This is a genomic window from Pseudescherichia sp. (assembly GCF_031998825.1).
Classification (GTDB): domain Bacteria; phylum Pseudomonadota; class Gammaproteobacteria; order Enterobacterales; family Enterobacteriaceae; genus Pseudescherichia.
Genome location: NZ_DAMACX010000035.1, coordinates 22,752 through 49,709, shown reverse-complemented (window position 1 = coordinate 49,709; position 26,958 = coordinate 22,752). Strand labels below are relative to the sequence as shown.

The 26,958-nt window shown below is 55.8% G+C and carries 23 protein-coding genes and 3 tRNA genes; 10 read left to right on the top strand and 16 right to left on the bottom strand.

Annotated features, from left to right (window positions below; all coding sequences use genetic code 11):
- Positions 1–166: 166 nt before the first annotated feature.
- Positions 167–4,723, top strand: a complete 4,557-nt coding sequence (locus tag RTP97_RS15595; protein ID WP_312415278.1) for a neuraminidase-like domain-containing protein — start codon at positions 167–169, stop codon at positions 4,721–4,723.
- A 49-nt stretch (positions 4,724–4,772) separates the two neighbouring features.
- Positions 4,773–9,173, top strand: coding sequence for a SpvB/TcaC N-terminal domain-containing protein (locus RTP97_RS15590; RefSeq protein ID WP_312415275.1), 4,401 nt, complete (start codon positions 4,773–4,775; stop codon positions 9,171–9,173).
- A 38-nt stretch (positions 9,174–9,211) separates the two neighbouring features.
- Here the strand turns inward: RTP97_RS15590 and RTP97_RS15585 are convergent.
- A tRNA-Asn gene (locus tag RTP97_RS15585) sits at positions 9,212–9,287 on the bottom strand.
- Positions 9,288–9,618: 331 nt separating this feature from the next.
- On the opposite strand from RTP97_RS15585, the gene nac reads away from it, so the two are divergent.
- Both nac and cbl read left to right on the top strand, forming a co-directional pair.
- On the top strand, positions 9,619–10,536 hold the full coding sequence (gene nac / locus RTP97_RS15580; protein ID WP_312415273.1) for a nitrogen assimilation transcriptional regulator NAC: 918 nt from the start codon (positions 9,619–9,621) through the stop codon (positions 10,534–10,536).
- A gap of 100 nt (positions 10,537–10,636) precedes the next feature.
- The gene (cbl, locus tag RTP97_RS15575; RefSeq protein ID WP_312415271.1) at positions 10,637–11,587 is read left to right on the top strand and encodes an HTH-type transcriptional regulator Cbl; all 951 of its coding nucleotides are present in this window, start codon (positions 10,637–10,639) and stop codon (positions 11,585–11,587) included.
- Positions 11,588–11,627: 40 nt separating this feature from the next.
- Here cbl and RTP97_RS15570 read toward each other — a convergent pair.
- Positions 11,628–11,703, bottom strand: a tRNA-Asn gene (locus tag RTP97_RS15570).
- A 100-nt stretch (positions 11,704–11,803) separates the two neighbouring features.
- A complete protein-coding gene (mtfA, locus tag RTP97_RS15565) occupies positions 11,804–12,601 on the bottom strand; it encodes a DgsA anti-repressor MtfA (RefSeq protein ID WP_312415269.1) in 798 nt (265 codons plus the stop codon).
- A gap of 93 nt (positions 12,602–12,694) precedes the next feature.
- Here mtfA and RTP97_RS15560 point away from each other — a divergent pair.
- Together RTP97_RS15560 and RTP97_RS15555 are read left to right on the top strand one after the other, a co-directional pair.
- Positions 12,695–12,784 (top strand) — tRNA-Ser (locus RTP97_RS15560).
- Positions 12,785–12,987: 203 nt separating this feature from the next.
- Positions 12,988–13,614, top strand: a complete 627-nt coding sequence (locus RTP97_RS15555) for a hypothetical protein (protein WP_312415268.1) — start codon at positions 12,988–12,990, stop codon at positions 13,612–13,614.
- A gap of 43 nt (positions 13,615–13,657) precedes the next feature.
- On the opposite strand, the gene ompC is transcribed toward RTP97_RS15555, so the two are convergent.
- Complete coding sequence (gene ompC, locus RTP97_RS15550) at positions 13,658–14,803, bottom strand: porin OmpC (RefSeq protein WP_312415267.1); 1,146 nt, start codon at positions 14,801–14,803, stop codon at positions 13,658–13,660.
- Positions 14,804–15,259: 456 nt separating this feature from the next.
- Between ompC and RTP97_RS15545 the strand changes: the two genes are divergently transcribed.
- Positions 15,260–15,757 carry a very short patch repair endonuclease gene (locus RTP97_RS15545; RefSeq protein ID WP_312415265.1) on the top strand — a complete coding sequence of 166 codons (498 nt, stop codon included), beginning with the start codon at positions 15,260–15,262 and terminating at the stop codon, positions 15,755–15,757.
- Here RTP97_RS15545 and yedA read toward each other — a convergent pair.
- A complete protein-coding gene (gene yedA / locus RTP97_RS15540; protein WP_312415262.1) occupies positions 15,732–16,643 on the bottom strand; it encodes a drug/metabolite exporter YedA in 912 nt (303 codons plus the stop codon). The genes RTP97_RS15545 and yedA overlap by 26 nt on opposite strands.
- 169 nt (positions 16,644–16,812) lie before the next feature.
- Here yedA and RTP97_RS15535 point away from each other — a divergent pair, with 169 nt between their 5' ends.
- Together RTP97_RS15535 and dgcQ are read left to right on the top strand one after the other, a co-directional pair.
- Positions 16,813–17,733 (top strand): DUF808 domain-containing protein, encoded by a 921-nt coding sequence (locus tag RTP97_RS15535; RefSeq protein ID WP_312415259.1) that lies wholly within the window; start codon positions 16,813–16,815, stop codon positions 17,731–17,733.
- 95 nt (positions 17,734–17,828) lie between these two features.
- On the top strand, positions 17,829–19,538 hold the full coding sequence (gene dgcQ / locus RTP97_RS15530; protein ID WP_312415256.1) for a cellulose biosynthesis regulator diguanylate cyclase DgcQ: 1,710 nt from the start codon (positions 17,829–17,831) through the stop codon (positions 19,536–19,538).
- Here the strand turns inward: dgcQ and RTP97_RS15525 are convergent.
- Both RTP97_RS15525 and RTP97_RS15520 read right to left on the bottom strand, forming a co-directional pair.
- Entirely contained in the window at positions 19,517–20,332 is an 816-nt protein-coding gene (locus RTP97_RS15525) for a mannosyl-3-phosphoglycerate phosphatase-related protein (RefSeq protein ID WP_312415253.1), read from the bottom strand. The genes dgcQ and RTP97_RS15525 overlap by 22 nt on opposite strands.
- A 294-nt stretch (positions 20,333–20,626) precedes the next feature.
- Entirely contained in the window at positions 20,627–20,809 is a 183-nt protein-coding gene (locus RTP97_RS15520; RefSeq protein ID WP_312415251.1) for a hypothetical protein, read from the bottom strand.
- Between the two features lie 126 nt (positions 20,810–20,935).
- Here RTP97_RS15520 and dsrB point away from each other — a divergent pair, with 126 nt between their 5' ends.
- A complete protein-coding gene (dsrB, locus tag RTP97_RS15515) occupies positions 20,936–21,124 on the top strand; it encodes a protein DsrB (protein ID WP_312415250.1) in 189 nt (62 codons plus the stop codon).
- 48 nt (positions 21,125–21,172) lie between these two features.
- Here dsrB and rcsA read toward each other — a convergent pair whose 3' ends face one another.
- From rcsA to RTP97_RS15470, 9 genes are all read right to left on the bottom strand, one after another.
- Entirely contained in the window at positions 21,173–21,796 is a 624-nt protein-coding gene (gene rcsA / locus RTP97_RS15510; protein WP_312415248.1) for a transcriptional regulator RcsA, read from the bottom strand.
- A gap of 283 nt (positions 21,797–22,079) precedes the next feature.
- Positions 22,080–22,874 (bottom strand): flagellar biosynthetic protein FliR, encoded by a 795-nt coding sequence (fliR, locus tag RTP97_RS15505; protein WP_312415247.1) that lies wholly within the window; start codon positions 22,872–22,874, stop codon positions 22,080–22,082.
- Between the two features lie 9 nt (positions 22,875–22,883).
- On the bottom strand, positions 22,884–23,153 hold the full coding sequence (fliQ, locus tag RTP97_RS15500) for a flagellar biosynthesis protein FliQ (RefSeq protein WP_312209164.1): 270 nt from the start codon (positions 23,151–23,153) through the stop codon (positions 22,884–22,886).
- A gap of 11 nt (positions 23,154–23,164) precedes the next feature.
- Entirely contained in the window at positions 23,165–23,902 is a 738-nt protein-coding gene (gene fliP, locus RTP97_RS15495; protein WP_312415245.1) for a flagellar type III secretion system pore protein FliP, read from the bottom strand.
- On the bottom strand, positions 23,902–24,276 hold the full coding sequence (fliO, locus tag RTP97_RS15490) for a flagellar biosynthetic protein FliO (RefSeq protein WP_312415242.1): 375 nt from the start codon (positions 24,274–24,276) through the stop codon (positions 23,902–23,904). The genes fliP and fliO overlap by 1 nt, the downstream gene beginning before the upstream one ends.
- A 2-nt stretch (positions 24,277–24,278) precedes the next feature.
- Positions 24,279–24,698 (bottom strand): flagellar motor switch protein FliN, encoded by a 420-nt coding sequence (gene fliN, locus RTP97_RS15485; RefSeq protein WP_312415239.1) that lies wholly within the window; start codon positions 24,696–24,698, stop codon positions 24,279–24,281.
- A complete protein-coding gene (gene fliM, locus RTP97_RS15480; RefSeq protein ID WP_154057620.1) occupies positions 24,695–25,699 on the bottom strand; it encodes a flagellar motor switch protein FliM in 1,005 nt (334 codons plus the stop codon). The genes fliN and fliM overlap by 4 nt, the downstream gene beginning before the upstream one ends.
- 4 nt (positions 25,700–25,703) lie before the next feature.
- Entirely contained in the window at positions 25,704–26,171 is a 468-nt protein-coding gene (gene fliL / locus RTP97_RS15475) for a flagellar basal body-associated protein FliL (protein WP_312415231.1), read from the bottom strand.
- Positions 26,172–26,276: 105 nt separating this feature from the next.
- Positions 26,277–26,958, bottom strand: a 682-nt coding sequence (locus RTP97_RS15470) for a flagellar hook-length control protein FliK (protein WP_312415228.1), incomplete at its 5' end; no start/stop codon positions are given.

Here is a 26,958-nt window from a genome sequence, read left to right as displayed (position 1 = left end):
CGGGTGAACTCGCGCCCGGTGGCGTGACGGAGACCTGGGACGCCTGGCAGTCGGCAGGCGAATCGCTGGTCGCAGCACAAAGCGGACAACAGTAATACGGATCCTTTTACTTTGCGGCACACATTGCTGTGCCGCGCTTATCTCTCAATTTTAAGGTTGATACATTATGAGCATTGATATTGCGGCATCACTGAATGAACGTCAGCGTAACGCTCTGCTGTCCTACTATATGGGACAATACATTCCTGCCAGCGGCAACGACGATCTGGTTAATCTGGTCCAGACGCCGGAAGATGTTTATGAATATCTGCTGATCGATCCGCTGGTCAGCAACGCCGTACCGACCTCTCGCGTAGCCCAGGCGATGTCGAGTATTCAGCAGTACATCAACGGCATCACCATGAATATGGAGCCGGGCTACCAGACCCAGTATCTGGATCAGGACAATATTACTAGCTGGAAAGAAGGTCTGAGCCAGTACGATATCTGGGCCGGTGAGGTGGAGCTGGATACCTATCCGGAGAACTATATTGACCCCACCCTGCGTCAGAGCCAGACCGCCTATTTTAAAGATCTAATCACCGATCTGAATCAGAACACTATCAACAGCGACACGTCGCAGCAGGCGGTCATGAACTACCTGAACAAATTTGAGCAGGTGGCGAACCTGACGATTGTCAGCGGGTATCTCGACAGCACCGATCAGACTTCAGGCACATACTATTTCCTCGGTAAATCCACTACCTCACCGGTGCAGTATTACTGGCGCTCGTTTGATATGGACCTGAATGTGGATAACGTCGCCTCCAGCAGCGCCTGGTCAGAGTGGTATCCGATGAATACCGCCATTAACGAGGAGGCGTTACAGGGTATCCCGCGACTGACCTATTTTAATAACCGGCTCTATCTTTTTTGGTTTGAGCGGACAATGGCGGGAAATGCCGGCGAGGGTACTGAAGCGAAACCATACGATCAAATTACAGCTTACTCATCATACTGTGATTTCAGCAATACCTGGTCAGCGCCCTATTTTTTAGCATCTATTACTAATGAAGGGATAGTGGCAAAAGATGACACACGTAATAAATACTACGACGCGCTTTTTAGTTCTGATGAACTCTGCACCGTCTGCCTCTATGATAAAACCGACGATGTGCTCACGGTTTCGCTCTACGACGCGGATGAGTCGACCACTTCGCCCTCGCTGAAAGGCTATAGCGATTTTTCGTTGCAGATTGATTACTGGTTTGCGGTTGAGCAGATTGATTCAGCAAGCATGGGGACTGAACCCACCCCGCTGGCACAGTATCAATATCTCTATATGACGCGTGCCAGCGAGCAAAACGACCCAGAGTCCAATAAAGCGCAAATGCGCGTGCAGTCTGCCTATGCCCTGGGCCAGTTTGCGGTTTCCAGTGTAGTGTTGCAGACTAGCAGCAATGATGATTTTTCTGGTGAGGTAAAACTCCCGGCATTATCAAAGAGCAATTTTTCGGTTGTCTATAATTCGGACGGCAGTTTTTCACTCAAGGGGAGTATACCCCAGACATTCAATACTTCAGACGTAGATAGCTATCATATTGATAGCCTTCCATTCCATGATCCGAACATAACTACTACTGAAGGTAGTGCAAGTTTTAACTTTACGCCTTGGAAAAAAAATTTTACAGACGTTAAATTAAACTTTACGAACTTTGAGATGATCGATGAGCAGTATATCGATTATGTGTATGGCTTCTTTGATAGTGCTGGCGAGTTGACCTATTTATCAAAAAAATATCTGGCAGCCCTTGGCGAAATATCTATTGAAGATTTTGGATTCACTATAACAGGTGAAAAGGATATCGGCCTGATGTTCAATGGGCAAGGGTATGCAATTGAGATACATGTGGATAAATTTAATGTATCTGACTATCCAGCTATTTCGTCCCCCTGGACATTCAATGTGTTTAGTAACTCGTCACAAAGTAGCTGGCAGACGGGATCAAAATTAGTTAGCATCCCTCAGCCAGAGTTTACAAATACTGGAAAAAGTTGGGCATTCAGTGTGTCAGATTTTTCTTCTGATGAAATCGCCAGCGCGGAAATCACTCGCTACATCTCATATGGCTATACCGATGCGCTGGGAAATACGATAAACCAGGAGTACCTGGTTGACTTGATTCGTGCGACAGCACTCCCGGTCACACCCTATATTTCAGTGAACATCAACGACACGCTTGGAACTGCGGTTTACCTTAATTTTACTGGCAGTAAATTCAGCGATGGGACAGCGATCTCTCCGATCCGCCTTAACACCCTTTTTGCCAAAGAACTGATTAACAAGGCCAGCGCCAGCATCCAGGCGCTGCTGAACTGGGACACCCAGTTGACCCTCGAACCGGGTATGACCAACGATACCGCCGTCCCGATGGACTTCAGCGGTGCGAACGGCATCTACTTCTGGGAGCTGTTCTTCTATATGCCATACCTGGTGGCGTGGCGTCTGAGCCAGGAGGAGGAACACAGCGACGCCCTGAGCTGGTACAACTATATCTTTGATCCGGCAGCCCGCGGGCGCGACAACAGCAGCGATCTGCGTAAGCAGTACCCGGAACCGGACTACTGGAGCGTGCGCCCGCTGGTGGAGACCGCTTCGTCCGCCGCCCAGGCCACTGCCGGCTGGTTAACCACCGATCCGGATGCGATAGCCTCAGCATGGCCGGTGCACTACCAGAAGGCAGTGTTTATGGCCTACGTCAGCACCCTGATGGCCGCCGCCGACGCCAGCTATCGCCTGCTGACCAGTGACGGCCTGAGCCTCGCCCGTTTACAGTACGGCCAGGTGAAAGACCTGCTGGGCATCCGCCCGGACGCCCTGATTGTCAATCACTGGGCACCGGAAACGCTGGAGGAGCTGGCGGAGAGCGCAGAGAGCAACGTGGCGCTTTTGAGCTATGAGCTGCAGGCTCCGGCGCTGCCGGCTTTCGCCGGACAGCTCAGCGTGGCGGCAGAGGTTGCCACCCGCGACAGCTTTATGGCCCCGGTCAACAGCCAGCTGCTGGGCTACTGGAACACGCTGGACTCCCGCCTCTATAATCTGCGCCATCAGCTGACCATTGACGGCCTGCCAATGACCGTTCCGCTCTACGCCCCGCCGGTTAACCCGACGGTGCTGATGGAGCAGAGCGTGCAGGGCGGCTCCCTGATCGCTGCCTCGTCCGGTATGACGGCAAACATTCCGCCGTACCGGTTCAGCACCATGCTGCAGAGCGCACGTTTTGCCGTCTCCACCCTGAGCCAGTTCGGCCAGACGCTGCTCAGCTACTACGAGCGCAAAGACGCCGCCGGGCTGCAGGAGCTGGACGCCCAGCTGGCGCTGGATATCTCGGCCTACACCCTGACCCTGGGGCAGAACGCCATTGATGCTCTGGACCAGGATAAAACCGTGCTGGAGGCCAGCCGCAGCATGGCCCAGCAGCGCTACGATCACTACTTCGGCCTCTACACCACCGGCGTCTCGGCAGGGGAGACCAGCGCCATGGCGCTACGTGACAGCGCGTCGGCTGTGATGACCGCTGCCTCGCCGCTGGTCACTGCCGGTATGGCAATGAAAACTATCCCCAACATCTTCGGCTTTTCAGACGGTGGCCAGGAAGTCGGTGCACCTACTCTCGCCGCCGGGATGGTGCTGCAGATGTCGGCAGACATTACCAGCCTTGCCGCCCAGCAGACGGAGATCTCCGAGAGCTACCGCCGCCGCAGCGAGGAGTGGCAGATCATGTACCAGCAGGCGCAGTCGGAGATCGACACCCTTAACGCCCAGCTTGATGCCCTGGCGGTGCGTCGGGTAGGAGCGGTCACTTCACTGCAGCTGGCCCAGGCGCAGCAGGATAACCTGAAGTCGACCCTGAACTTCCTGACCACCCGCTTCACCCAGTCCTCGCTCTATAACTGGCTGACCGGGCAGCTCTCGGCGCTCTACTACCAGGCCTACGACGCGGTGCTGTCGCTCTGCCTGAGCGCCCAGGCCTGCTGGCAGTACGAGATGGGTGATATGACCTCGACCTTCATCCAGACCGGGGCGTGGAACGACAGCTACCACGGCCTGCTGGTGGGCGAGACGCTGGCCCTCAACCTGCAGCAGATGGAATCCGCCTGGCTGACGCGCAACGCGCGCCGTCTGGAGCTGACCAAAACGGTCTCTCTGAAACAGCTGGATAGCGAGGCCTTCACCAGCCTGGTGACGGACGGTGTCACGCAGTTCTCCCTCAGCGAGTCGCTGTTTGATAACGACTATCCGGGCCACTACCTGCGGCAGATCAAGTACGTGACCGTCTCGCTGCCTGCGCTGGTGGGACCGTATCAGGATGTACGGATGACGCTCACCCAGTCCGGTAGCCGCACGCTGCTGAAGGCGGATATCAACGGCGTGAACTACCTCAACGACAGCACCACGGGCAGCGCCAGCAACATCATCACTAATTTGCGGGCCAGCCAGCAGATCGCCGTCTCGTCCGGGTTGAACGATAGCGGGATGTTCGTCCTGAACTTTGGTGACGAACGCTACCTGCCGTTTGAAGGAACGGGGGCAGTATCTGACTGGCAGCTGAAATTCCCGAACGTGAAATCAGCTGAGCAGCAGGCCCTGCTGCAATCTCTGAACGACGTCATTATCCAGGTGCATTACACCGCGCTGTACGGCGGCGGCACCTTTGAGCAGGCGGTTAGCGGAACGCTGTAAGCGACATAATCCGGGCCGTCTGCGGGCGGCCCGTTTCAGGAGATTTTTTATGCAACAACAAAATGGTTTTTCTGCAGCGGTTTCCGTCACGCCACCCTCGCTACCAAAAGGCGGCGGGGCGCTAACCGGAATGGGCGAATCACTGGGCCAGGCAGGCCCGACGGGACTGGCCAGCATGGCACTGCCGCTGCCTATCACCGCCGGTCGGGGTTTTGCCCCCGGCCTGTCGCTCAGCTACAGCAGCGGCGGCGGCAATAGCGTATTCGGCGTGGGCTGGTTCTGCGAAACGATGCGCGTTACCCGGCGCACCAGTCACGGCGTGCCGCAGTATAACGATCGGGATGAGTTTCTGGGGCCAGACGGCGAGGTGCTGGTGAAGACCGCCAGCACCACCAGCGAACCCAATCCGGCCACCTGTTCAGCCTATGGCGACGTCAAATTTTCGCAAACCTACTCGGTAACGCGCTACCAGCCGCGTGTTGAGGGATCGTTCAGCCGCCTGGAGTACTGGCACGGTGATACCGAAGACGATGCTTTCTGGCTGCTGCACGGCAGCGACGGTTCGCTGCACCTGCTCGGCAAAACCGCAGCGGCACGCATCAGCGATCCACAGAACGCCGCGCATACCGCGCAGTGGCTGCTGGAGGAGTCGGTCAGCCCGACCGGCGAGCATATCTATTACGCCTATCTGGCGGAAAACAGCGACGGCGTTGACGGCAGCGGTCACGACTGTAGCGCGATGCGCTACCTTAGCCAGGTGCAGTATGGCAACGTCGACCCTGCGACAGATCTCTATCTATGGAACCGCGATACGCCTGGCGTTGACTGGTACTTCACGCTGGTGTTTGACTACGGCGAGCGCGGGGTCGATCCGCAGACGCCGCCTGCGTATCCCACCTCTGCAGCCTGGTCAGCACGTCAGGATCCTTACTCCCGCTACGACTACGGTTTTGAGATCCGCATTCATCGTCTCTGCCGGCAGGTGCTGATGTTCCACCACTTCCCTGACGAGCTGGGGGAGCAGAATACGCTGATCTCCCGTCTGCTGCTGGAGTATGACGAAAGCCCAACCCTGACGCAGTTAACCAGCGCCCAGATTCTGGCCTATGAAGCTGACGGCTACGTGCAGTCGCAGCCGCCGCTGGAGCTGAACTACAGCCAGCCTGAGGCCAAAAGTGATACTGACTGGCAGCAGATGCCCACGCTGCCTGGACTGGAGAGCTGGCCCTATGCGCTGGTGGATCTCTATGGCGAAGGGCTGCCAGGTGTGCTGTGTCGCACCGGCAACGAATGGCGCTATCGCGCACCGCAGCGCGGCGAGGAGGGCGGTGACAGCGTCTCCTGGGCTGACTGGGAGGTACTGCCCAGCGTGCCAGCGATGCAAAACGGCGCTGCCCGACTGATGGATATCAACGGCGACGGACAGCTTGACTGGGTGGTCGCCCAGCCGGGCATGGCGGGCTTCTTTACCCAGAAACCTGACAAGAGCTGGAGCAGCTTTACCCCCTTCAGCGCGCTGCCCACGGAGTTCTTCCATCCCCAGGCGCAGTTTGCCTCGCTGGTAGGCAGCGGCCTTGCCGACCTGGTGCTGATCGGGCCATCGTCGGTTCGCCTGTATGCTAACGAAGGCGAAAGCTTTAGCGTTGGCCTCGACGTTGCGCAGGAGGAGGATGTCCAGTTACCGATCCCCGGACGCAACGCCCGTGAGCTGGTCGCGTTTGCCGATATGCTGGGGTCCGGCCAGTCGCATCTCTGCCGTATCCGCTACAACGAGGTCACCTGCTGGCCTAACCTTGGTCGCGGTCGGTTTGGTGCACCGGTGAGCCTGACGCTGCCCGTCATTGAGGGTATCGATGAGAGCACGTTTAATCCGGAGGATGTACTGCTGGCGGATACCGACGGTTCCGGCGCGCCGGATATTATCTATATGCAGCACGATCGCGCCCAGATTTGGCTCAACCAGGGCGGTAACGGTTTTGTCGTCGGGGAGCCGATACCTCTTCCGGAAAACGTATTCTACGATCGTCTCTGTCAGGTGACCGTCGCCGACGTGCAGGGAACCGGCATGGCGGAGCTGGTACTCTCAGTGCCTTATATGACCCCGACCCACTGGCGCTACGCCTTTAACAGCGCCAAGCCATACCTGCTGAACGGCGTTAACAATAATCTCGGGGCCAGCCATACGCTCTGCTACCGCAGCTCGGCCCAGTCGTGGCTGGACGAGAAAGCGCAGAACCCGGATGCAATACCCGCGTTGCCTTTCGCCATGCAGCTGCTGGTGAAAACCCTCACGCTGGATGAAATTACCGGCAATCAACTTAGCCAGAGCTGCCGCTACTATCAGGGCGTGTATGACGGACGGGAGCGTGAGTTCCGCGGCTTTGGCTACGTCGAAACGGAAGACACCAATGATGACGCGCTGCCTGTAGGAGATGATACGCCGCTGGCCGCCACGCTATTAACCAAATCCTGGTACCACTGTGGTCGGGAGGAGGATGAAATCAGCCTCTACGGCGAGCCGTGGGCGGGAGACAGCGATGCGCTGGTGCTCAATCCGACCTTATTAACAGTCTATCAGGATGGGCAAGATAAAGTCCTGGATACGCCGGACGACGACACCCGCTGGTGGATCTTCCGTGCGCTGAAAGGCGCGGTATTGCGTAGTGAAGCCTGGACGCGAGGAGAGAGTACCGCACCGTACTCCTGTACGCAGCAGCGTATGCAGGTCCGCCTGGTCCAGGAAGGGGATATGCCGATCGTGCTTCCGTTGGGCCTGGAGCAGATCGTCAGCGGCTACGAGCAGAGGGCGGACGATCCCGTTGTTGTGCAACAGGTAACCCTGATGCGGGACGAATACGCTGCGGTTTTACAGCAGGTGAGCGTGGCGTATCCCCGCCGGGCGCAGCATCCTCTGTCACCCTATCCAACCAATCTGCCTGTCGATGCCTGGGATAATACCTATGACGAGCAGCAGCAGAAGCTGCGGCTGACGGAGAGCCTTGCTTCCGTTATCCATCTTGCGGATCCACAGGGCTGGCGGCTGGGGCTGCCGGATGCCAACCGCAGCAACCGGCTGGTATATGACAACGTACCTACGGGCGGCATCAGCTATGAAACGTTAAGCGATCCGAATGGATTGCTGGCAGAGACCCAGACGCGCTATCTGAATGGGCAGAGCGAGGTGATCTATGTGACCACGCCGCCGAACCTGCTGGCACTGGTCGATCATCAGCGGACCGCCGTGCTGGACAGCACCGCGCTGGCGGCCTATGACGGGGTTGATATTCCATCAGACTATAGCTGGGATAAGCTCGGCTACGTCTCCATGTCTGACGATATGGCCAATCCGCTCTGGGGAACGGAACACAGCTTTACCGTGTTCACCGATGATAGCGGCGCATATCTGCCGTTTTACCTGCCGCGCAGCAGTCAGGCAACGAAGCTTGTCTCTGCGGTAAGCTACCGGTATGACGGCTATTACCTTTGCGTAACCGGGCAGAGCGACAGCCGTAACAGCACGTCGGCTGCTTACGACTATCGTTTCCTGACGCCGTGGCAGACGACGGATATCAACGCCAATATTCAGGAGGTACAGCTCAATGCGCTGGGTCAGGCCAGAGGCGGCAGCGTCTACGGCACTGAGAACGGCGGCCAGAAGGTGGGTTTTGGTATGGTGTCGGATTATGCCGTCGATCCGGCGCTAAGCGTACAGGAGGCGATCGACGCGGCGACAGCGCCAGGTTATCTCCAGCAGCTGGCCACCATCAGCGTAAGTGATCTGTTCAGCTGGATGGGAACGGTTACCGAGAGCGCGGCCAATGCAGCAGTGACAGGGGGCTGGTCTTCGCTTCTGGATAACCGGTTCATTACCTTTGACGGACATATTCGTCCGGCGGGCCGCCAGTGGGCGCAGGAGAACGCCGACGATCCGCTGGCCAAACTGCTGACAGAGAGCGACCGGGTACCGGTACATAGCGCGGTGCTGACGGCGGATAACTATCCGGATACCGTCGATCCAGACGATGCCTCAAAGCTGCTCCAGCAGACGGCCATCGCCGTGGGCTACAGCGATGGCTTTGGCCGCTCGCTTCAGCAGTGCACGCTGGTGCCGGACGGAAAAGCCTGGCATCGTGACGAGGATGGCGAGGTAGATACTTCCGAGGTTGATGCCGCGCCCCGCTGGGCAATCTCTGGCCGGGTTGAGTATGACAATAAGGGGCAGGTGGTGCGCAGCTACCAGCCCTATTTCCTCGACAGCTGGTTGTACGTTAGCGATGCGTCGATGCGGACTCAGGGTTACAGCGATACTCTGTACTACGATGCGCTGGGACGCAATATCCGCACGGTCACAGCGAAAGGCTACCTACGACGTAATACATGGTACTCGTGGTTTACGGTGGCGGAGGATGAGAACGACACCGCAGGATTACCGGAGGAGATAGGCCTATAAAAGCAAAAAGCCCGCTAAAAAGCGGGCTTCTTTAAATTTGGCTCCTCTGACTGGACTCGAACCAGTGACATACGGATTAACAGTCCGCCGTTCTACCGACTGAACTACAGAGGAATCGTGTGAACGGGGCGAATATTAACGGCGGAAGATTCGCTTGTCAAAGCCTTGATTAGCTTCTGGCGATCGTTTGCTGCGATTTGCAGCAATCTGGCGTATTCATCAGCAAAAGCGATGATAGTGCACCAGGCTGGTGCAGATCTACCCCTTATGGGGCAGGGTAATTAAGAGGTTTTTATGAATAAAAACGGGCAGGTAATCAGAATCTCTTATTATCCAGCCTGTTAGGCAGAATTAAAACCACTTTTCAAAAGCTGGCAAGCATCTTGCAACTCCTCCGACTAGAGACTTGTATGCATCAATCTACGCGTTTAGTTCCGGAGGCAATATGAACTTAAGACGGCTGAAGTATTTCGTAAAAATCGTCGATATCGGTAGCCTGACCCAGGCCGCGGAAGTATTACATATCGCCCAGCCCGCGCTGAGTCAGCAGGTGGCAACGCTCGAGGGAGAGATGGATCAGCAGCTGTTGATTCGCACCAAGCGTGGCGTGACCCCAACCGAAGCCGGGAAAATTCTCTATACCCATGCCCGCACCATTCTGCGCCAGTGTGAACAGGCCCAGCTAGCGGTCAATAACGTTGGCCAGACTCTGCGCGGGCAGGTTGCGATTGGCCTGGCACCAGGGACGGCGGCATCGTCCATTACCATGCCTCTGTTACAGGCCGTGCGCAACGAGCTGCCGGACGTCATGGTTTATCTGCACGAAAACAGCGGGACCGATCTCAACGATAAGCTGCTTGGCGGCCAGCTGGATATGGCCGTGCTTTACGAACGCGCGCCGGCGACCGGGATCGCCAGCCAGCCGCTGTTGAAAGAGGATCTCTACCTGGTGGGTACCCGGGATTGTCCAGGACAGAGCGTCGATCTCACCGCCGTGGCGGAGATGAACCTGTTCCTGCCCCGTGACTACAGTGCGGTCCGCCTGCGAGTCGACGAAGCCTTCTCCCTGCGTCGCCTGACGGCAAAAATTATCGGCGAGATTGAATCCATTACCACCTTAACCGCAGCGATTGCCAGCGGGATGGGCGTTACGGTACTGCCTGAATCCGCTGCGCGCTCCCTGTGCAGTGCGGCAAACGGCTGGATGGCCCGCATTACGGCCCCCTCTATGAGCCTGCCGCTCTCCCTGAATACCTCTGCCCATGGGGCGCTGTCACCTCAGGCGCAGGCGGTCAAAGATATTCTGCTGTCGCTGGTTAGCCGCCCAACTCTGGAGAACCGGGAGCTGCTGCTGGTTGGCTAGAGTTATTCCATAATGGAATAAGATGCGGGTTTTTATTATTTGTCCTACCAGGCCTCAGACTTTAACAATAGCGACATGTCTGATGGCTCTGGAGGATAGGATGAATTTCCAGCAACTAAAAATAATCCGGGAAGCGGCGCGCCGGGACTACAACCTGACCGAAGTCGCCAATATGCTCTATACGTCGCAGTCCGGCGTCAGCCGCCATATTCGCGAGCTAGAGGAGGAGCTGGGAATTGAGATCTTCATCCGCCGGGGAAAACGCCTGCTGGGAATGACCGAGCCCGGCAAAGCGCTGCTGGTCATTGCCGAACGCATTCTCAATGAGGCAAGCAACGTCCGTCGGCTGGCTGACCTCTTTACTAACGATACCTCGGGCGTGTTAACCGTCGCCACCACTCACACTCAGGCACGTTATAGCCTGCCGCCAGTGATCAAATCCTTCCGCGCGCTCTTTCCCGAGGTTCGACTTGAATTAATCCAGGGGACGCCGCAGGAGATTGAGTCACTGCTGCATAACGGCGGGGCAGATATCGGTATTGCCAGTGAACGTCTCAGTAACGATCCAGCGCTGGTGGCCTTCCCGTGGTTCCGATGGCATCACAGCCTGCTGATTCCGCAGGATCATCCGCTCGCCAGCGCCTCTCCGCTCACGCTGGAAGAGATTAGCCGCTGGCCGTTGATTACCTACCGACAGGGCATTACCGGCCGATCGCGTATCGATGAAGCCTTTGGCCGCAAAGGACTGATCCCGGACGTTGTGCTGAGCGCACAGGATTCAGATGTGATCAGAACCTACGTTGAGCTGGGGCTGGGAGTGGGGATTGTTGCCGAGCAGTCAGGCAGCGAGCAGGAGGCAGGAACGCTTATTCGTCTCGACACTCGCCATCTGTTTGATGCCAATACCGTCTGGCTGGGCCTCAAGCGTGGCCAGCTGCAGCGCAACTATGTCTGGCGCTTTATCGAGCTGTGTAATGCGGGTCTTTCGGTGGAGGATATCAAGCGCCAGGTGATGGAGCCAGATGAGATCGCATTGGATTACCAGATCTAGTGATATAAAAAAACCCGCTAAAAAGCGGGCTTCTTAAATTTGGCTCCTCTGACTGGACTCGAACCAGTGACATACGGATTAACAGTCCGCCGTTCTACCGACTGAACTACAGAGGAATCGTGTGAACGAGGCGCATATTACTGGCCGCGATTTTTTGTGTCAACAATAAAAGTAACGCGCTGATTTAAATGGTTAATTAAAGCACAACCTGCGCTTTTACTGAACGCGATAGCGTCCAGTCGCTGAAGGCGAGGTATTTGCTCGTAACCGGGCAAGCGGATCCTGGCGGTAGAACTGACAGAAGCGCTGCCACAAAGAGGGGAAACGTGGCGCAAAAAGTTCAGGGGCGCTGAAGAAATACTCTGATAGCACGGCAAAGCACTCGGCGGGATCGGTCGCGGCATAGGCATCGATGCTGGCAGTGTTTTCACCCACCAGATCGATCTCATCCTGAATATTATTCATGGCCGCGTGGAGATCGTGCTCCCAGCCGGCAACCTCGCGCAGTGGAATGAAGGGGACGCCGCTGGCGCGGTCGCCATTGCGGGTATCAAGCTTGTGGGCGACTTCATGAATAACAAGGTTAAAGCCGGAGGCGTCGAAGGAGTCCTGAATATCCAGCCAGTTAAGGACAATCGGCCCCTGCTGCCAGCTCTGCCCGGACTGCACGACCCGCTGGCTATGTACCAGACCAATATCATCTTCCCACTCATCATCCACGACAAAGGGCGCAGGATAGATCAGCACTTCATGAAAACCGTCGAGCCACTCCAGCCCCAGCTCAAGTACCGGCAGGCAGAAGAGCAGGGCGATACGGCAGCGCTTAAGCGCATCGAGATCGAAACCCTGCAGGGCCACCAGACGCTTCTGCTGTAAGAAGCGCTCGGCCAGCTGTGAAAGACGATACTGCGCCTCCGGCGTCAGGTTTGCCAGAACCGGGATGGCAAGCGCCTCTTCCCAGGGATAGGTTGTCATCCGTGATGCTTCATTTGCTTTCCAGGGCCACTTTATCATCGCTTTGCTCGTAAACTCGTCACTTGAACAAAATTGACCGGATTGGGTCTGTTAAAATGCCAAATATCCTGGCATGATGGCAACCATCAAAACGGAGAGATGCCGGAGCGGCTGAACGGACCGGTCTCGAAAACCGGAGTAGGGGCAACTCTACCGGGGGTTCAAATCCCCCTCTCTCCGCCACTATTCAAGCACTTACCCGTACCGCTTTCAACGACGGCTATCACAACTCTTATACTGGCTGCCTCTGAAAGGTAGTTCTCTTCTATTCCTGGCGTGAATCATCATTATCCTAATTTGCATCGTTAGATCCGCACAGTTCGCAAAGAAGAAAAAACAAAACCAGATAGAATAGCTGGCTATTATTTTTCCAGGTAACAATAACGATGAAACTGGACGCTCAGCTACCGTTTATTACGGCACTGCTTTTTATTCTATCCACTCTTTTTCCCCTCTTTCCAGATATCCCGCTGCCCGTAAGCGAAGCGAGGATGGTAAACTGGATTGAGAACGGGCAGGCCTTATGGCTACTGTTTGGCGCACTATTCACCTTTTTTTGGGTTAAGCCCTGGACGCTGACGCCCGGTCAGAAAGCCTTCTGGCTCTGGTCCGTTGCCTGGTGGGTCGTGCTGTTAGGGCGCAGTACCAGCTGGGGCAGAGTCTACTTCCCGGATGAGCCAAGGCTGATTTTTCGCGCGATTTCCGTCGTTCTCATCGCAGCACTTGTGCTGCCGGTGCTCTTCTCTGGCATATTGCGTAAAGAGATAGCGCTACGTTTTCGCCATGAAGTGTTCCCGCTCTGGACCGTTCTGCTGGTTGTTATCACCTTTATGTTTTCCGATGCGGTAGAGCATCACCGACTTATCGCCTCGTTAGTTTTATATGATGCTCGCGATCAGGATCTGCTGGAAGAGCTGTATGAAATTCCCTTTATGCTAGGGCTGTTTATTATTGCCTTTGGTATGATGCAGCGTGACAAAGTGAAAGAGATACAGCCCGCTACCATCCGATAATAAAAGCCCGCGACTCGCGGGCTTTGTTTTTTTACATCTGTTTTTAGAACTGATAAACCAGACCCAGCGCGACGATATCGTCGGTAGCGATGCCGGCATCTTGATAGAATGCATCATCGTCATCAAGCAGGTTGATTTTATAATCGACGTAGGTCGACATGTTTTTGTTGAAGTAGTAGGTTGCACCTACATCAGCGTATTTAACCAGGTCTTCGTCAGTACTAACGCCGTTGTAGTTAAGATCTTTACCTTTAGACATCAGGAAAGAGATCGCCGGGCGCAGACCAAAGTCGAACTGATACTGCGCGGTAACTTCAAAGTTCTGCGTTTTATTAGCAATGCCGCCAAGGTCGCCGTTGTCGGTGCTGCCGTATGGGGTCATGTTGCGGGTTTCAGAGTACATCGCAGCAAGATAGATATTATTGGCGTCATACTTCAGACCAGTGGTCCAGGCGTCTGCTTTTTCGCCGCCAGCATAGGTGCTATTAGCGACATTGCCACGGTTCTCCTGGTCGGCGGTACGGTCAGATGAAGCATACGCCGCGCCCACGCTGAAGCCGCTGCCGATGTCATAGGTAGAAGAGAGACCCCAGCCGTCGCCGTTCTCAAAGCGCACGTCACGCGGGCTGCTGGTGCCTTCGTTACCGTTGCCATCGTCTTCGTTATTGCCCTGGTACTGAATGGCAAACGTCAGGCCATCCACCAGGCCAAACATATTGTCGTTACGGTAGGTTGCGACACCGTTAGCACGCCCGGTCATAAAGTTGTCGGCCCAGGTATAGCTGTCACCGCCGAACTCCGGCAGCATATCGGTCCAGGCTTCCACGTCATACAGCACGCCGTAGTTACGGCCATAGTCAAATGAACCGTAGTCGCCCGCCTTCAGGCCAGCGAATGCCAGACGGGTCCAGCTCTGGTTGCTGCTGCTCTCGGTGTTGTTGCCCTGAATGTTATATTCCCACTGACCGAAGCCGATCAGCTGATCGTTAATTTGCGTTTCGCCTTTAAAGCCTAAACGCGCATAGGTCTTATCGCCGTCAGAACCGCTATCGTCAGAGAAGTAGTGCAGGCCGTCAATTTTACCGTAGAGATCGAGCTTGTTACCGTTCTGGTTATAAATTTCTGCTGCATGTGCTGTGCCCATGGCTAATAATGCCGGGACAATAATTGCCAATACTTTTCTTTTCATTATGCATTTCCTATGGATCATAGTTTATGTAAATGGTTGTATAACTACCCGAATTACAATTGTGATACTAGCGATTAAGTTCATTTATTTTTAAAGGAATCATGTAAGCAAATGGTATTATTTATTGCTAAACGTTTCATTGGCTATTATTATTTTCATGATGAATCGATGGCTGTTTTGGTATTCATTTAATTAATGATTTATATATTGTTATTGTATAAATGGTGAGTTGGTATTTATTTGAAGAATAGTCGAAGAGAAAGCAAAAAAAAGCTCAGCTTAGTTAAGCTGAGCCAAGCACTGTCGAGAAGAGTGAGGGTAAAGCGTATAATAGATATTGGATTAATAACAGCAGGGATGATCGCACAGCAGATTAAAAAAATCAGTCCACAATTAGCCTCGATGCTAAGATTATTACGCTATTAAATGCGAGGGTAAAAGTAACGAGGAGAGAGCATGGCAGACGTGCACGATAAAGCCACGCGCAGCAAAAATATGCGCGCCATCGGTACCCGGGATACGGCGATAGAGAAGCGGCTTGCCGCACTGCTGACCGAGTGCGGGCTGGCATTTCGCGTGCAGGATGCGGCACTTCCCGGCAAGCCCGATTTTGTTATTGATGACTATCGCTGTGTCATCTTCACCCACGGCTGTTTCTGGCACCATCATGACTGCTATCTCTTTAAGGTGCCGGCCACCCGCACGGAATTTTGGCTGGAGAAAATTGGCAAGAACGTCGAACGTGACCGCCGCGACTGTGCGCTGCTGCTGGCGGAGGGTTGGCGGGTGCTGATTGTTTGGGAGTGTGCAATCCGGGGGCGGGAGAAACTGAGCGATGCGGCGCTCGGCGAGCGGCTTGAAGAGTGGATCTGCAGCGGCGGGATGGCCGCGCAGATCGACACTCGGGGCATTCAGGCCAGCGGCCTGGTCACTTCTCCGCCCCACAGGGCGTAACTGCCGGACGGGCGGGGAGCAGATATTTACCCAGCGTCACCAGCACCACCGCCAGAATGATAATGCCCAGCGCCAGCCACTCTATGAGCGAGAGGCTTTCGCCCGCAAATCCTGTTCCTAACAGCACCGCCACGACCGGGTTGACGTAGGCATAGCTGGTGGCCACCGCCGGTGAGGTGTTGCGGATCAGGAACATGTAGGCGTTGATGGCGATAATCGACCCAAAAATGGTGAGATAGCTGACGGCCATCAATCCAGAAACTGTCGGCATGGCCGTGAGCCGTTCACCGCTCATTCCCGAGGCGGCCAGTAGTATCACGCCTGCGGCCAGCATCTCAATGGCGCCGGCCATCATGCCGCTGGGCAGCTCAATGCGTGAACCAAGCACAGAGCCGAAGGCCCAGCTCAGGGAGCCGATGAGGATCATTCCTGCCCCCCACGGATTGCCGCTCAGGTTACCGCCGCTGTTAAGCAGAATAATGCCCGACAGGCCGATGGCGATGCCAAACCACTCTAGCTTGCGCGTGGCGATGCCAAAAAAGTGGCTAAAGCAGAGGGTAAAGAGTGGAACCGTTGCGACCACCACGGCGGCAATGCCGGACGGGACGTTCTGATGCTCCGCTACCGTTACCATGCCGTTACCCACTGCCAGCAGCAGAACGCCGATCAGCGCTGCGTTGAGCAGCGGGCGCAGGGAGGGCAGGCGATGGCCGGTAATAAGCAGAAAGGCCAGCAGCAGAAGCCCGGCAGAGAAAAAGCGCACTCCGGCCATCATCAACGGTGGCCAGCTCTCAACGCCGATGCGAATCGCAAAGTAGGTGGAACCCCAAATAATGTAGAGCGCAAAAAGCGCACCAATAAGCGGTAAAAGCTGCCTGAAACGCATACTCCCTCACGGCGTAATAGAATGGACCCCTAGAGTAAACGCCAAAACAGTCAGACTGGCGAGCAATTAATTGCGCTTCAAATGTTAATGATTTGTTGACTTTAAGGTTAAATTTCCGCAATGAGCGTTTATGCTCCATAATCTTCCTATTATCAGCAGTTAGAGAAGGATGTTTATTTTGGCAGGAAGTAGTTTATTAACCTTACTGGACGATATTGCCACGTTGCTTGACGACATTTCATTGATGGGCAAGCTGGCGGCGAAAAAGACCGCTGGCGTGCTCGGAGACGATCTCTCTCTCAACGCCCAGCAGGTTTCCGGCGTGCGGGCCAACCGGGAGCTGCCGGTGGTCTGGAGCGTGGCGAAAGGCTCATTGCTTAACAAGGTGATCCTGGTGCCGCTGGCGCTGCTCATCAGCGCTTTTATTCCGTGGGCCATTACGCCTCTGCTGATGGTCGGCGGGGCGTTTCTCTGTTTTGAAGGGGTGGAGAAGGTGCTGCACAGCCTGCACGCCCGCAAGCACAAAGAGGATCCTCACCAGGCGCAGGAGCGGCTGAACGCCATCGCTAAACAGGATCCAAAGCAGTTCGAGCGGGATAAGGTTAAAGGTGCCATTCGCACCGACTTTATCCTGTCGGCAGAGATCGTTGCTATTACGCTGGGGATCGTGGCCGATGCGCCTCTGCTCAACCAGGTGCTGGTGCTGTCGGGCATCGCCGTGCTGGTGACTATCGGCGTCTATGGCCTGGTAGGGATCATCGTTAAGCTGGACGATATGGGCTACTGGTTAGCCGAGCGTCCAGGCGCGCTGGCCCAGGCTTTGGGTAAAGGGCTGTTGGTGGTTGCGCCCTGGCTGATGAAGGCGCTCTCTATCGTCGGCACGCTGGCCATGTTTCTGGTGGGGGGCGGTATCGTGGTACACGGCATTGCACCCCTGCACCATGCGATTGAGCATTTTGCTGCAGAGCAGGGGGCAGTCATTGCTGCAACGTTGCCGATGCTGGCAAACCTGGTACTCGGGTTTATTATAGGCCTGATTGTCGTCGGACTGGTGAAGGGCATCTCGCGACTGCGGGGGGCTGCCCACTAGCTCTTTGCTCTGGCCCGATATGAAGTCTGGCAGCGAGGTGCCGATAATATGGATTGTAATGACTGGATAACTTCAGCAAACATCATGGAGTCGTCGTGCCACTCTCTACCGCTGCCTCAGGTTCATCACGGCTGAAAAGCATTCGCCACTATCTCGTGCCAGCGCGGGTCGTTAATCTCTGTTTTGTGGTTGTGCTGGTCACTTCAACGCTGCTCACCTGGCGCGAGGTCGTCGTACTGGAGGATGCCTACGTCGCCAGCCAGCGTAATACCCTCGACAAGGTCTCCAGCGCCCTTGACCGGCAGATGGAGATTGGGGTTAACGCGCTGCTCTTCTTTCGCAATGCGATGAGGGCGGCGGTGCAGACGCCGCTGGCCTCCGAGGTGCTGGAGAACGTGCAGGTTGAGTTTGCCCAACAGCGCCAGCAGTCCTTCTGGCGTATTAGCGTCGATCAGCGACGCACGCTGCCGATTACCGGCGTCTCCGATAGCTTTGTTGCTCGTCATCCTCTGCTTAGCCGTAACGATCCGCAGATGCACAATGAGATGACCGCCGCGCTGGAGGTGGGCTACATCATGCGTCTCGCCACGGCGATACCGGCGATGCCTAAGCACGCCTGGTATGTCTCACGCGCTGGCTTTTTCCTCTCTTCGCGACCCGCAGTCGTGTCGGCCGAGAGCGTTGCGCGCTATGAAAGCCTGCTGGTCCAGCCCTGGTTTACCGGGCAGTCCCTCCACGCCAACCGTTTTCGCGGCGTGCGCTGGTTTACCTCGGCACAACGTGCTGGGCAGCAGGAGTCTATCGTCACGGTGAGCGTGCCGTTGGACTATGCCCAGTACTGGTACGGCGTGCTGGCTATTGACTACGCCTTCTCCTCGGTAAAGCAGCTGTTAGAGGAGGCGCTCAGGGATGAAGAGCAGGGCGAGTATCAGCTCTACAATAACAAACTTGAACGGGTGGTCACCTCCTTGCCAACGGGCGTACAGCCGCGCACCTTTACCCAGGCGCAGCGCGAGATGCTGACCCAGGCGATAACGCAGAGCAATAGCGGCAGCCTGCGTCTTGGGCCAACCTTTGTCGTCTGGCAGAAACTCGATCACTTTGACGGGCTGCTGCTACGCATCCACACCCTACGGGAAGGCTTGCAGGGTGATTTCGGTACCATCAGCATTGCGCTGGCGCTGCTGTGGCTGCTGTTTACCGCCATGCTGCTAAGCTCCTGGGTGGTCATCCGCCGTATGGTCAGCAATATGTATGCGATGCAGCACTCGCTACAGTGGCAGGCGTGGCACGATCCCCTGACGCGGCTGCTCAACCGTGGGGCGCTGTTTGAGCGCGCAAAGGCGCTGGCAGAGAGTTGTCAGCAGCAGCAGCGGCCGTTCTCGGTGATCCAGATCGATCTCGATCACTTTAAAAGCGTGAACGATCGCTACGGCCACCAGGCGGGGGATTTAGTCCTGACGCACGCCGCGCTTCTTATCACTGGCTCTCTTCAGGGAGAAGACTTAGCCGGACGCGTCGGTGGGGAGGAGTTCTGTATCGTTCTGCCTGGGAGCACGCTGCTTCAGGCGCAGCGCGTTGCAGAGCGGATACGCGAGCGCATCAGCCGCAAGGAGATTCTGGTGCACAATAGCCAGACGATCCGCATCAGCGCCTCGCTGGGGGTCAGCAGCGCTGAGCCGAGCGAGAGCTATGTTTTCGAGTATCTGCAGATGGTGGCTGATAGGCGTCTCTATCTGGCGAAGCGGGGCGGGCGCAACCGCGTCTGCGCAGAGGATGCCGCTCAGGATGCCCCGAACAGATGATCCAGCCCCTCTCGCCAGCCCGCCGGGCCGGTCTGAGTAGTTCGATAGACCCGCGACGGCTCATCATGGCGTAGCGTTACGCCGTCGCGGTTAAACCCTTTCACAACAATGGCAAAATCGACATTATCGAGCATTGGGGCATCGTTGGGTCCATCTCCCAGACCGAGAGTGGTGTACTCTTTACCCTCAATCTGACAGTACTGGCGCGTCAGCCAGTTCACCGCCTGATCTTTTCCACCGCGCTGGTCAATGATGTGCCAGTAGCGCGCACCCTGAACGAGGCGCAGGCCGAAGCGGGACAGGTCAGCATCGAATTTTGCCAGCTGCGCATCGCTGTCGCGCCAGATTAATGTCTCCGAGGCCTCATGAAGGCGGGCCAGGCTGGCCTGAGCAGGGGTATACCCGGTTAACTCCACCAGCACGGGGACCTCGAGATCGCTAAAGGTGGTAAATTTGTACCCCTCATTTTCCCGCAGCGGCGTCAGGATGGTCATAATCTGATCGTGGGTCGCACCGTTAATAAGGCGTGGGGAGTTTTGATGTGCCTCCCAGCGCGCATCAAGTTGGATCACTGCCCCGTTCTCGGCGATAAACGGCTGCCCCTGTAGTCCCACCATTTTCTGGATCGCCAGCGTCTCTGCCGCCGTCATACTGGTGCACAAGATAACCGGTATCTCATGCTGGCGCAGACGGGTAAGCCAAACTTCAGCTGGCTGCCACTCGTGAGTATGGCTATCAAGCAGGGTACCGTCGATATCAGTAAATATCAGCAGCGTATCGTTAAGGCCTGGCATGGTCTGCTCCTTCACTCGCGCAATGTGATGGTAGGAAAAGTCTCAAATTCTAAAACATGCACTATATATACCTGAATTGCATGGCTCGCCAGAGTCGATGCCGTCTGGATTCTCATACGTTAGTACCAGGACAGTTAAGATAAATAATAATTAGGTTGATGAATATTTTCTTGTCCTGCAAATAATTTGCAGATACATTCATATCCGCATCAGATTTCCTGGTGTAACGAATTTTCAAGTGCTTCTTGCAAACGCAAGCTTTATCCCGGTCTCCCCAGACCGGGATTTTTTCTTTTAGCGGTTTAACTCTGCCACGCTGCTATCATGAATATCCAGCTCCCAGGCGTTGGCAACCGTAGGCTCATCGCCATTATGCACCCGGCCTTCAGGGCGTTTTTCCGGGCCGCTGCTATCAATCGACGCCAGCAGGGCGTCAACTTCAGCATCGTTCAAGCTTCTCTCATCGCTGTTTTTCATCATCGTTTCCCCCGCAGGCCGTTTCCCTAAGTATAGACGGTAGAGAAAAGCAGCAATCATAACGGTGGGCGCTGTCAGCGCGTGGGATTTGTTCTACACTGGCAAAAATGCGACAGGAGGAAAACAATGAAGGTTAACGATCGGGTTACAGTTAAAACGGACGGGGGGCCACGCCGCCCGGGTATCGTACTCGCCATTGAAGAGTTTAATGAAGGGACGATGTATCTGGTGTCACTTGATGATTACCCGCTCGGTATTTGGTTCTTTAACGAAAAAGGGCATCCGGACGGGGTATTTGTGGAGATGCAGGAGTAACGTTGTCACTACCCTCATGCCCGGGAGGGTAAGTGCCTGCTTGCCCTCTTAGCGCATATTGACGAAGATCCCGCTGGTAACGTAGTCCGTCAGGCGTACCACATGGTAGATCACCTGCTTATTATGCGTTTTTATTTTTCTTTTAATATTCCCCTTATGTGATGAAACCGTTTTGGCTTTGATATTCATCTGGTCGGAAATCTGAATCGTACCCTGGCCTGACATCCACATCCGCAGCATACTGGATTCAGTACGGCTTAACGATAGTGTAGGCAGGTTAATCCCTTTTTGACCCTTCGCTTCTTTATTGAGGTAATCTGCGAGGAACTCATCCAGCGATTCAGGTTTAATCGATTTAGAGCTGATTAATAGATTTTTGCGGACCAGCAGGTATTCATCAAAATGGATATTAGCAATTGCCATAAATACAATAAACAACGACTTTGGATGCTGATTAATGATTTGCTTTATATGCTGACTCTGTTCGAGATCGTGGATGAAGCAGTCTTCATTAATAAACACCACCGCAGGCCGCCAGGCCTCGCATGCGGAACCGAGTTCGCTGACGCTGGATACGTCTTTGATATCTCGCTTTTTTACCCCTCGACTTGCCAGATAACCGGTTAATCCCAACCGGGTATAGCTGCATAAATCCATAATAATCGTTGACATGGCATACCCTCACTCAATGCGTAACGATAATTCACCACCTGCCTGAGAGTCTCATAACAGTAAAACGGATGAAAATATTCTGAAAACCTATGAGCAGGACAGGACTTTCAGGCGAACACACTATCCCGTAAAGTTAGGTATAATTTGCCAGGAAACATCTTAAAGTAAAGTAAACTTTCGGATATGTGATAATCATAAAAACAAATAAACCGCGCCCCGTATATCCTGGCGGGTATTATTGAAATTCCTTTTTAGGATTATCCTCAACAAAGCCCTGCAAAGATTAAGGGCTGGAGACCTGCGGTAATTCACCGATGATATCGGCCAGCAGATTAAAGATCTCGCTGAACAGGTGTTCGCAGAAGGGGGCAATGAGCGGCATCAGGGCTGCCATCAATATGATGCCCACGCCGAGGGTAATCGGAAAACCAACCGAGAAGATTGAGAGCTGCGGAGCCATACGGTTCAGTAGCCCCAGGGAGAGGTTCAGCGTCAGGAGTAGGGTGATCACCGGCAGCGCCAGCATCAGGCCATTCAGGAAGATCAGCCCACCCGCCCGCGTCAGCGCGAGGAACGCATTGCTGTTCACCGGATCGCCACCGATAGGCAAGGTATGGAACGTATCCACCAGCATTGAAATTAGCCACAGATGACCATTGAAGGTCAGAAACAGCAGCAGGGCCAGCATATCCATAAAGCGCGCCAGCACGGGCATATTGAGATTGCTACCGGGATCGAAGAAGGTAGCAAATGAGAGGCCCATCTGCAGGCCAATCAGCTCTCCGGCGGTACGTATGGCGGCAAAGGCAAATTGCATCGTAAAGCCCAGCGCAATGCCGATCAGGATCTGCTGCAGCGCCAGCCACAGGGAGTCCCCGGAGAAGATTGGCACATTGGTAACGGGCAGGGAGGGGGCAATAACGATCGTAATGACAAACCCCAGCCCCAGCTTGACCCGCTTGGGTACGCTACGCTCGCTGAGGATCGGCGCGGTTGAAATCAGGGCCAGCACGCGCAGCAGCGGCCAAAAATAGAGGCTTAGCCACTGGAGCCACTGATCGCTGGTTACCGACACCATAAGGGTTGCTTATCCAATAATATAAGGAATGTTGCTGAACAGCGTGCGCATATAGTCCAGCAGCAGGTTAAGCATCCACGGGCCGGCAACGATAATGGCAACGAAAACGGCAATGATTTTCGGGATAAACGAGAGGGTCATCTCGTTGATCTGCGTTGCCGCCTGCAAAATACTGATCACCAGGCCGGTCACCAGGGCGACCAGCAGCAGGGGTGCGGCCACCATCAGGGCGATCTTCATCGCCTCGGTGCCCATCATCATGACCGATTCTGGTGTCATTTCCGCACTCCTTAACTGTAAAAGCTCTGCGCCAGCGAGCCGACCAGCAGCTGCCAGCCATCCACCAGCACGAACAGCATCAGCTTAAACGGCAGGGCGATGGTAGCGGGCGGAACCATCATCATCCCCAGCGCCATCAGCACGCTGGCGATCACCAGGTCGATAATCAAAAACGGAATAAAGATGGTAAAACCAATCTGAAATGCGGTCTTCAGCTCGCTGGTGACGTAGGCCGGGAGCAGGATACGCATCGGCACGGCTTCCGGACCCGGCAGCGGCCCGCTGTTCGCCAGGCGGGCAAACAGGGCCAGGTCGGCTTCCCGCGTCTGACGCATCATAAACTCTCTCAGCGGCTGAGCGCCTTTTTCCAGCGCCACATCAATGGAGATTTTACTTTCGCTAAACGGCTGGTAGGCCTCGGTGTAGATCTTATCGATCACCGGCGACATGATAAAAAAGGTCAGGAACAGTGCGAGGCCGAGCAGCACCTGGTTAGGCGGCGCGGAGGGCGTTCCCAGCGCGTTACGCAGCAGACCAAAAACGATGATGATGCGGGTAAAGCTGGTCATCATCAGCAAAATTGCGGGCAGGAAGGTCAGCGAGGTGATAAACACCAGGGTCTGCACCGGCAGGGACCAGCTCTGGCCGCCGTTGGCCAGCGGTTGGCTGACCAGTCCTGGAAGCTGAGCAAAGGCGCAGGGCGCAACCAGCGCTAAGCCAGCCAGCGCGAAGGGTAACAAACGGCGCATCAGGATCTCCCGGAACGCTTGATCAAATTCTTTAACACGGCCTGAAAATCCGGGGTGTTCTCTTTCGGCGCGTCGCTGATGGGCGGCGCAGGGGGAAGCGTGTGCAGCAAACTGATTTGTGACGGCGTCACACCCAGCACCAGCCGCGCATCGTCAACGTCAACGATAATCACCCGCTCACGCGGGCCGACGGTGGTACTGGCACTCACCTTCAGGCCACGGGCGCTGGCCGCTTTACCGCCAAAGCCCATCCGCTTCGCCAGCCAGGCTGCCGCAAGGATCAGGGCAATAATGCCCAGCAGCGCGCCGCTAACCTGCACCAGCGGAGAACCAGAGACGGCAGCGGGCTGGACAACGGTAGCCTGGGTTTTCATGCTTAGCGGCTCAGACGACGCATACGCTCGGACGGCGTAATAATATCGGTAATACGCACGCCGTACTTATCGGCGACAACCACGACTTCGCCCTGGGCAATCAGATAGCCGTTGATCAGAATGTCCAGCGGCTCGCCGGCGAGGCCGTCCAGGGCGACGACCGACCCCTGGGTCAGGCGCAGCAGCTCTTTGATGGTCATGCGGGTACGGCCAAGCTCCACGGTCAGCTTCACCGGGATATCCATAATCAGATCGATATCCTGCAGGGTGCCGCTGACGTCACCGCCGCCAAACTGCTGAAACACCGAGTCGGTGGTGCTTTTGCTGCTGCTGGTAGTGGTTTTTTGTTCGTTCAACGCGTCAGCCCACAGATCGTCCATTGCCATGCTGTTCTCATCGGACGGATTGTTCATATCACTCATTTGGGCTGTTCCTCATTCAGCGAATTCAAAATCGGGTTGATCAAATGTTCAACGCGCAGGGCATATTGGCCGTTAACGGTGCCGTACTGACTGGTGAGCACGGGCACACCGTCTACGTGGGCGATGATGCGATCGGGTTTTTCGATCGGCAGCACGTCGCCGGGTTGCAGCTTCAGGATCTGCGACAGGCGCAGCGGGACGTCGCCAAAGTTAGCAATCAGCTCCAGCTCCGAGTGCTGTACCTGGCGAACCAGGTTATCGCGCCAGTTCTGGTCCTCGTTGCGGGAGTTCTCCAGCGGCGGGTTAACCAGCGTCTCGCGCAGCGGCTCAATCATGCTGAAGGGCAGACAGATATTAAACTCGCCGGTCAGGTTACCAATCTCCACATGGAAAGGGGTATTGACGACGATATCGTTCGGCGACGTGGTGATGTTGGTAAACTTCACCTGCATCTCCGAACGGACATACTCAACGTCCAGCGGATGGATCGCCTTCCACGCATCGCTGTAGCCTTCCAGCGCCAGCTTCAGCATGCGGTTGATGACCCGCTGCTCGGTATGGGTAAATTCGCGTCCCTCAACCTTGGTCGGGAAACGGCCATCGCCGCCGAACAGGTTATCCACGGCAATAAACACCAGGCTCGGCGAGAAGACAAACAGCCCGGTGCCGCGCAGCGGCTTCAGGTGGATCAGGTTAAGGTTGGTCGGCACCGGCAGGTTACGTGCGAACTCATGGTAGGGCTGAATGCGGATCGCCCCCACCGTGATGTCCGGGCTGCGACGCAGCAGGTTAAACAGCCCCATACGGAACTGGCGCGCAAAACGTTCGTTAATAATCTCCAGCGCCTGCAGGCGTTCACGCACCACGCGACGCTGGGTATTAGGATCGTAAGGGCGAATATCACTCTCGCCGCCCTTGCCGGGCTGCGGAGCATCGCTCTGTTCGCTGTCGCCGTTCAGCAGCGCATCAATTTCGGCCTGTGAAAGAATGCTGTCGCCCATGTCTTTACCGCAAAATGAAAGCTGTGTAGAGAACGTCAGTCACTTCCTGCTTTGGCTGGCCAGGGACTAACGGCGGATTGAGCGTCTCTTTGATAGCGGCAACCAGCTGGCGTTTGCCTTCATCAGTTGCCAGCTGCGCGGCATCCTGACGGGAGAAGAGCAGCAGCAGGCGGCTACGCACCTCCGGCAGGTACTCGCTCAGGCGTGCGCGGGTGGCTTCGTCTTTCAGGCGCAGGGTAATACCAACGTAAAAGACGCGATCGGCATCGCCCAGGTTTACGGTAAAGGTATCCAGCGCGAAAAAGACCGGCGCGGGCGGCGGTGGCGCTTCGGCTTTCACCTCTTCCCCTGGCTGCTGGTGCATGCGCCAGTAGCTATAGCCGGCGGTGGCGCACGCGGCGAGCGTGATCAACACCAACAGCGGGATCCAGATTGAGCGTTTTTTCTTTTTGCTAATTGCGGCGTCAGTCATCTGTTACGTGCTTCCTGTTTCGGTACTGCTTATAGGCTGATTATCCCGTGTCCTGCGTCCGTCAAAGGGCGGAAAAGACGGGGATAATCATGCTACCTTTTGCGTTTAGGCAAAGATGTCTACTGCGCCGTTGCCGCGAGCAAGAGATTGCAGGCTCGCCGGAACGGTCAGCGCATCCTCTTCGTCAGCGGCAAAGGTGCCGCCGTGGCCGGAGCGGGAGGCCTGCTGCTGCTGGGAAAACGACTGCTGCTGCCCGGCCGAGCTTTCACTGCTAATGTTGCTCTGACCGAGCTGGATGCCGTTTTCCGCCAGCTGGGTGCGCAGTACCGGCAGTGCGGCTTCGAGGGCGGCACGGACGTGGCTGTGCTGAGAGAACATCTGTATCTGAGCCTGATTGTCATCAATCTTAAGGCTAATCTGCACCTGGCCTAAATCTTCCGGATGCAGGCGCAGCTCGGCGCTCTGCTGGCCCTGCTTAGTAAACAGGGTGATATTCTGACTGATGGTCTGCTGCCATTCGCTGCTGCCCAGCGGGGCGCTGATCACCGACGCGGCAACCGGGGCGCTGGCCTGTGCCGGGGCGGCGGTGGTCACTGCAGGCGCGACGCTGACGCTGGTGTTGACTGCCTGCACGGCGGTCTCCGTGGCGCTTTTTGTCGGTGCGGCTGCGGTCAGCTGGCTGGTCTGCGCACTGGCGTCAACGGCAGCGGCAAAGCGCTGGCCGTCGGTATCATCCGGCGCCGCCGGGGTGAGCGCAGGGTCGGCATCGCGAGGGAGGGATGGCAGA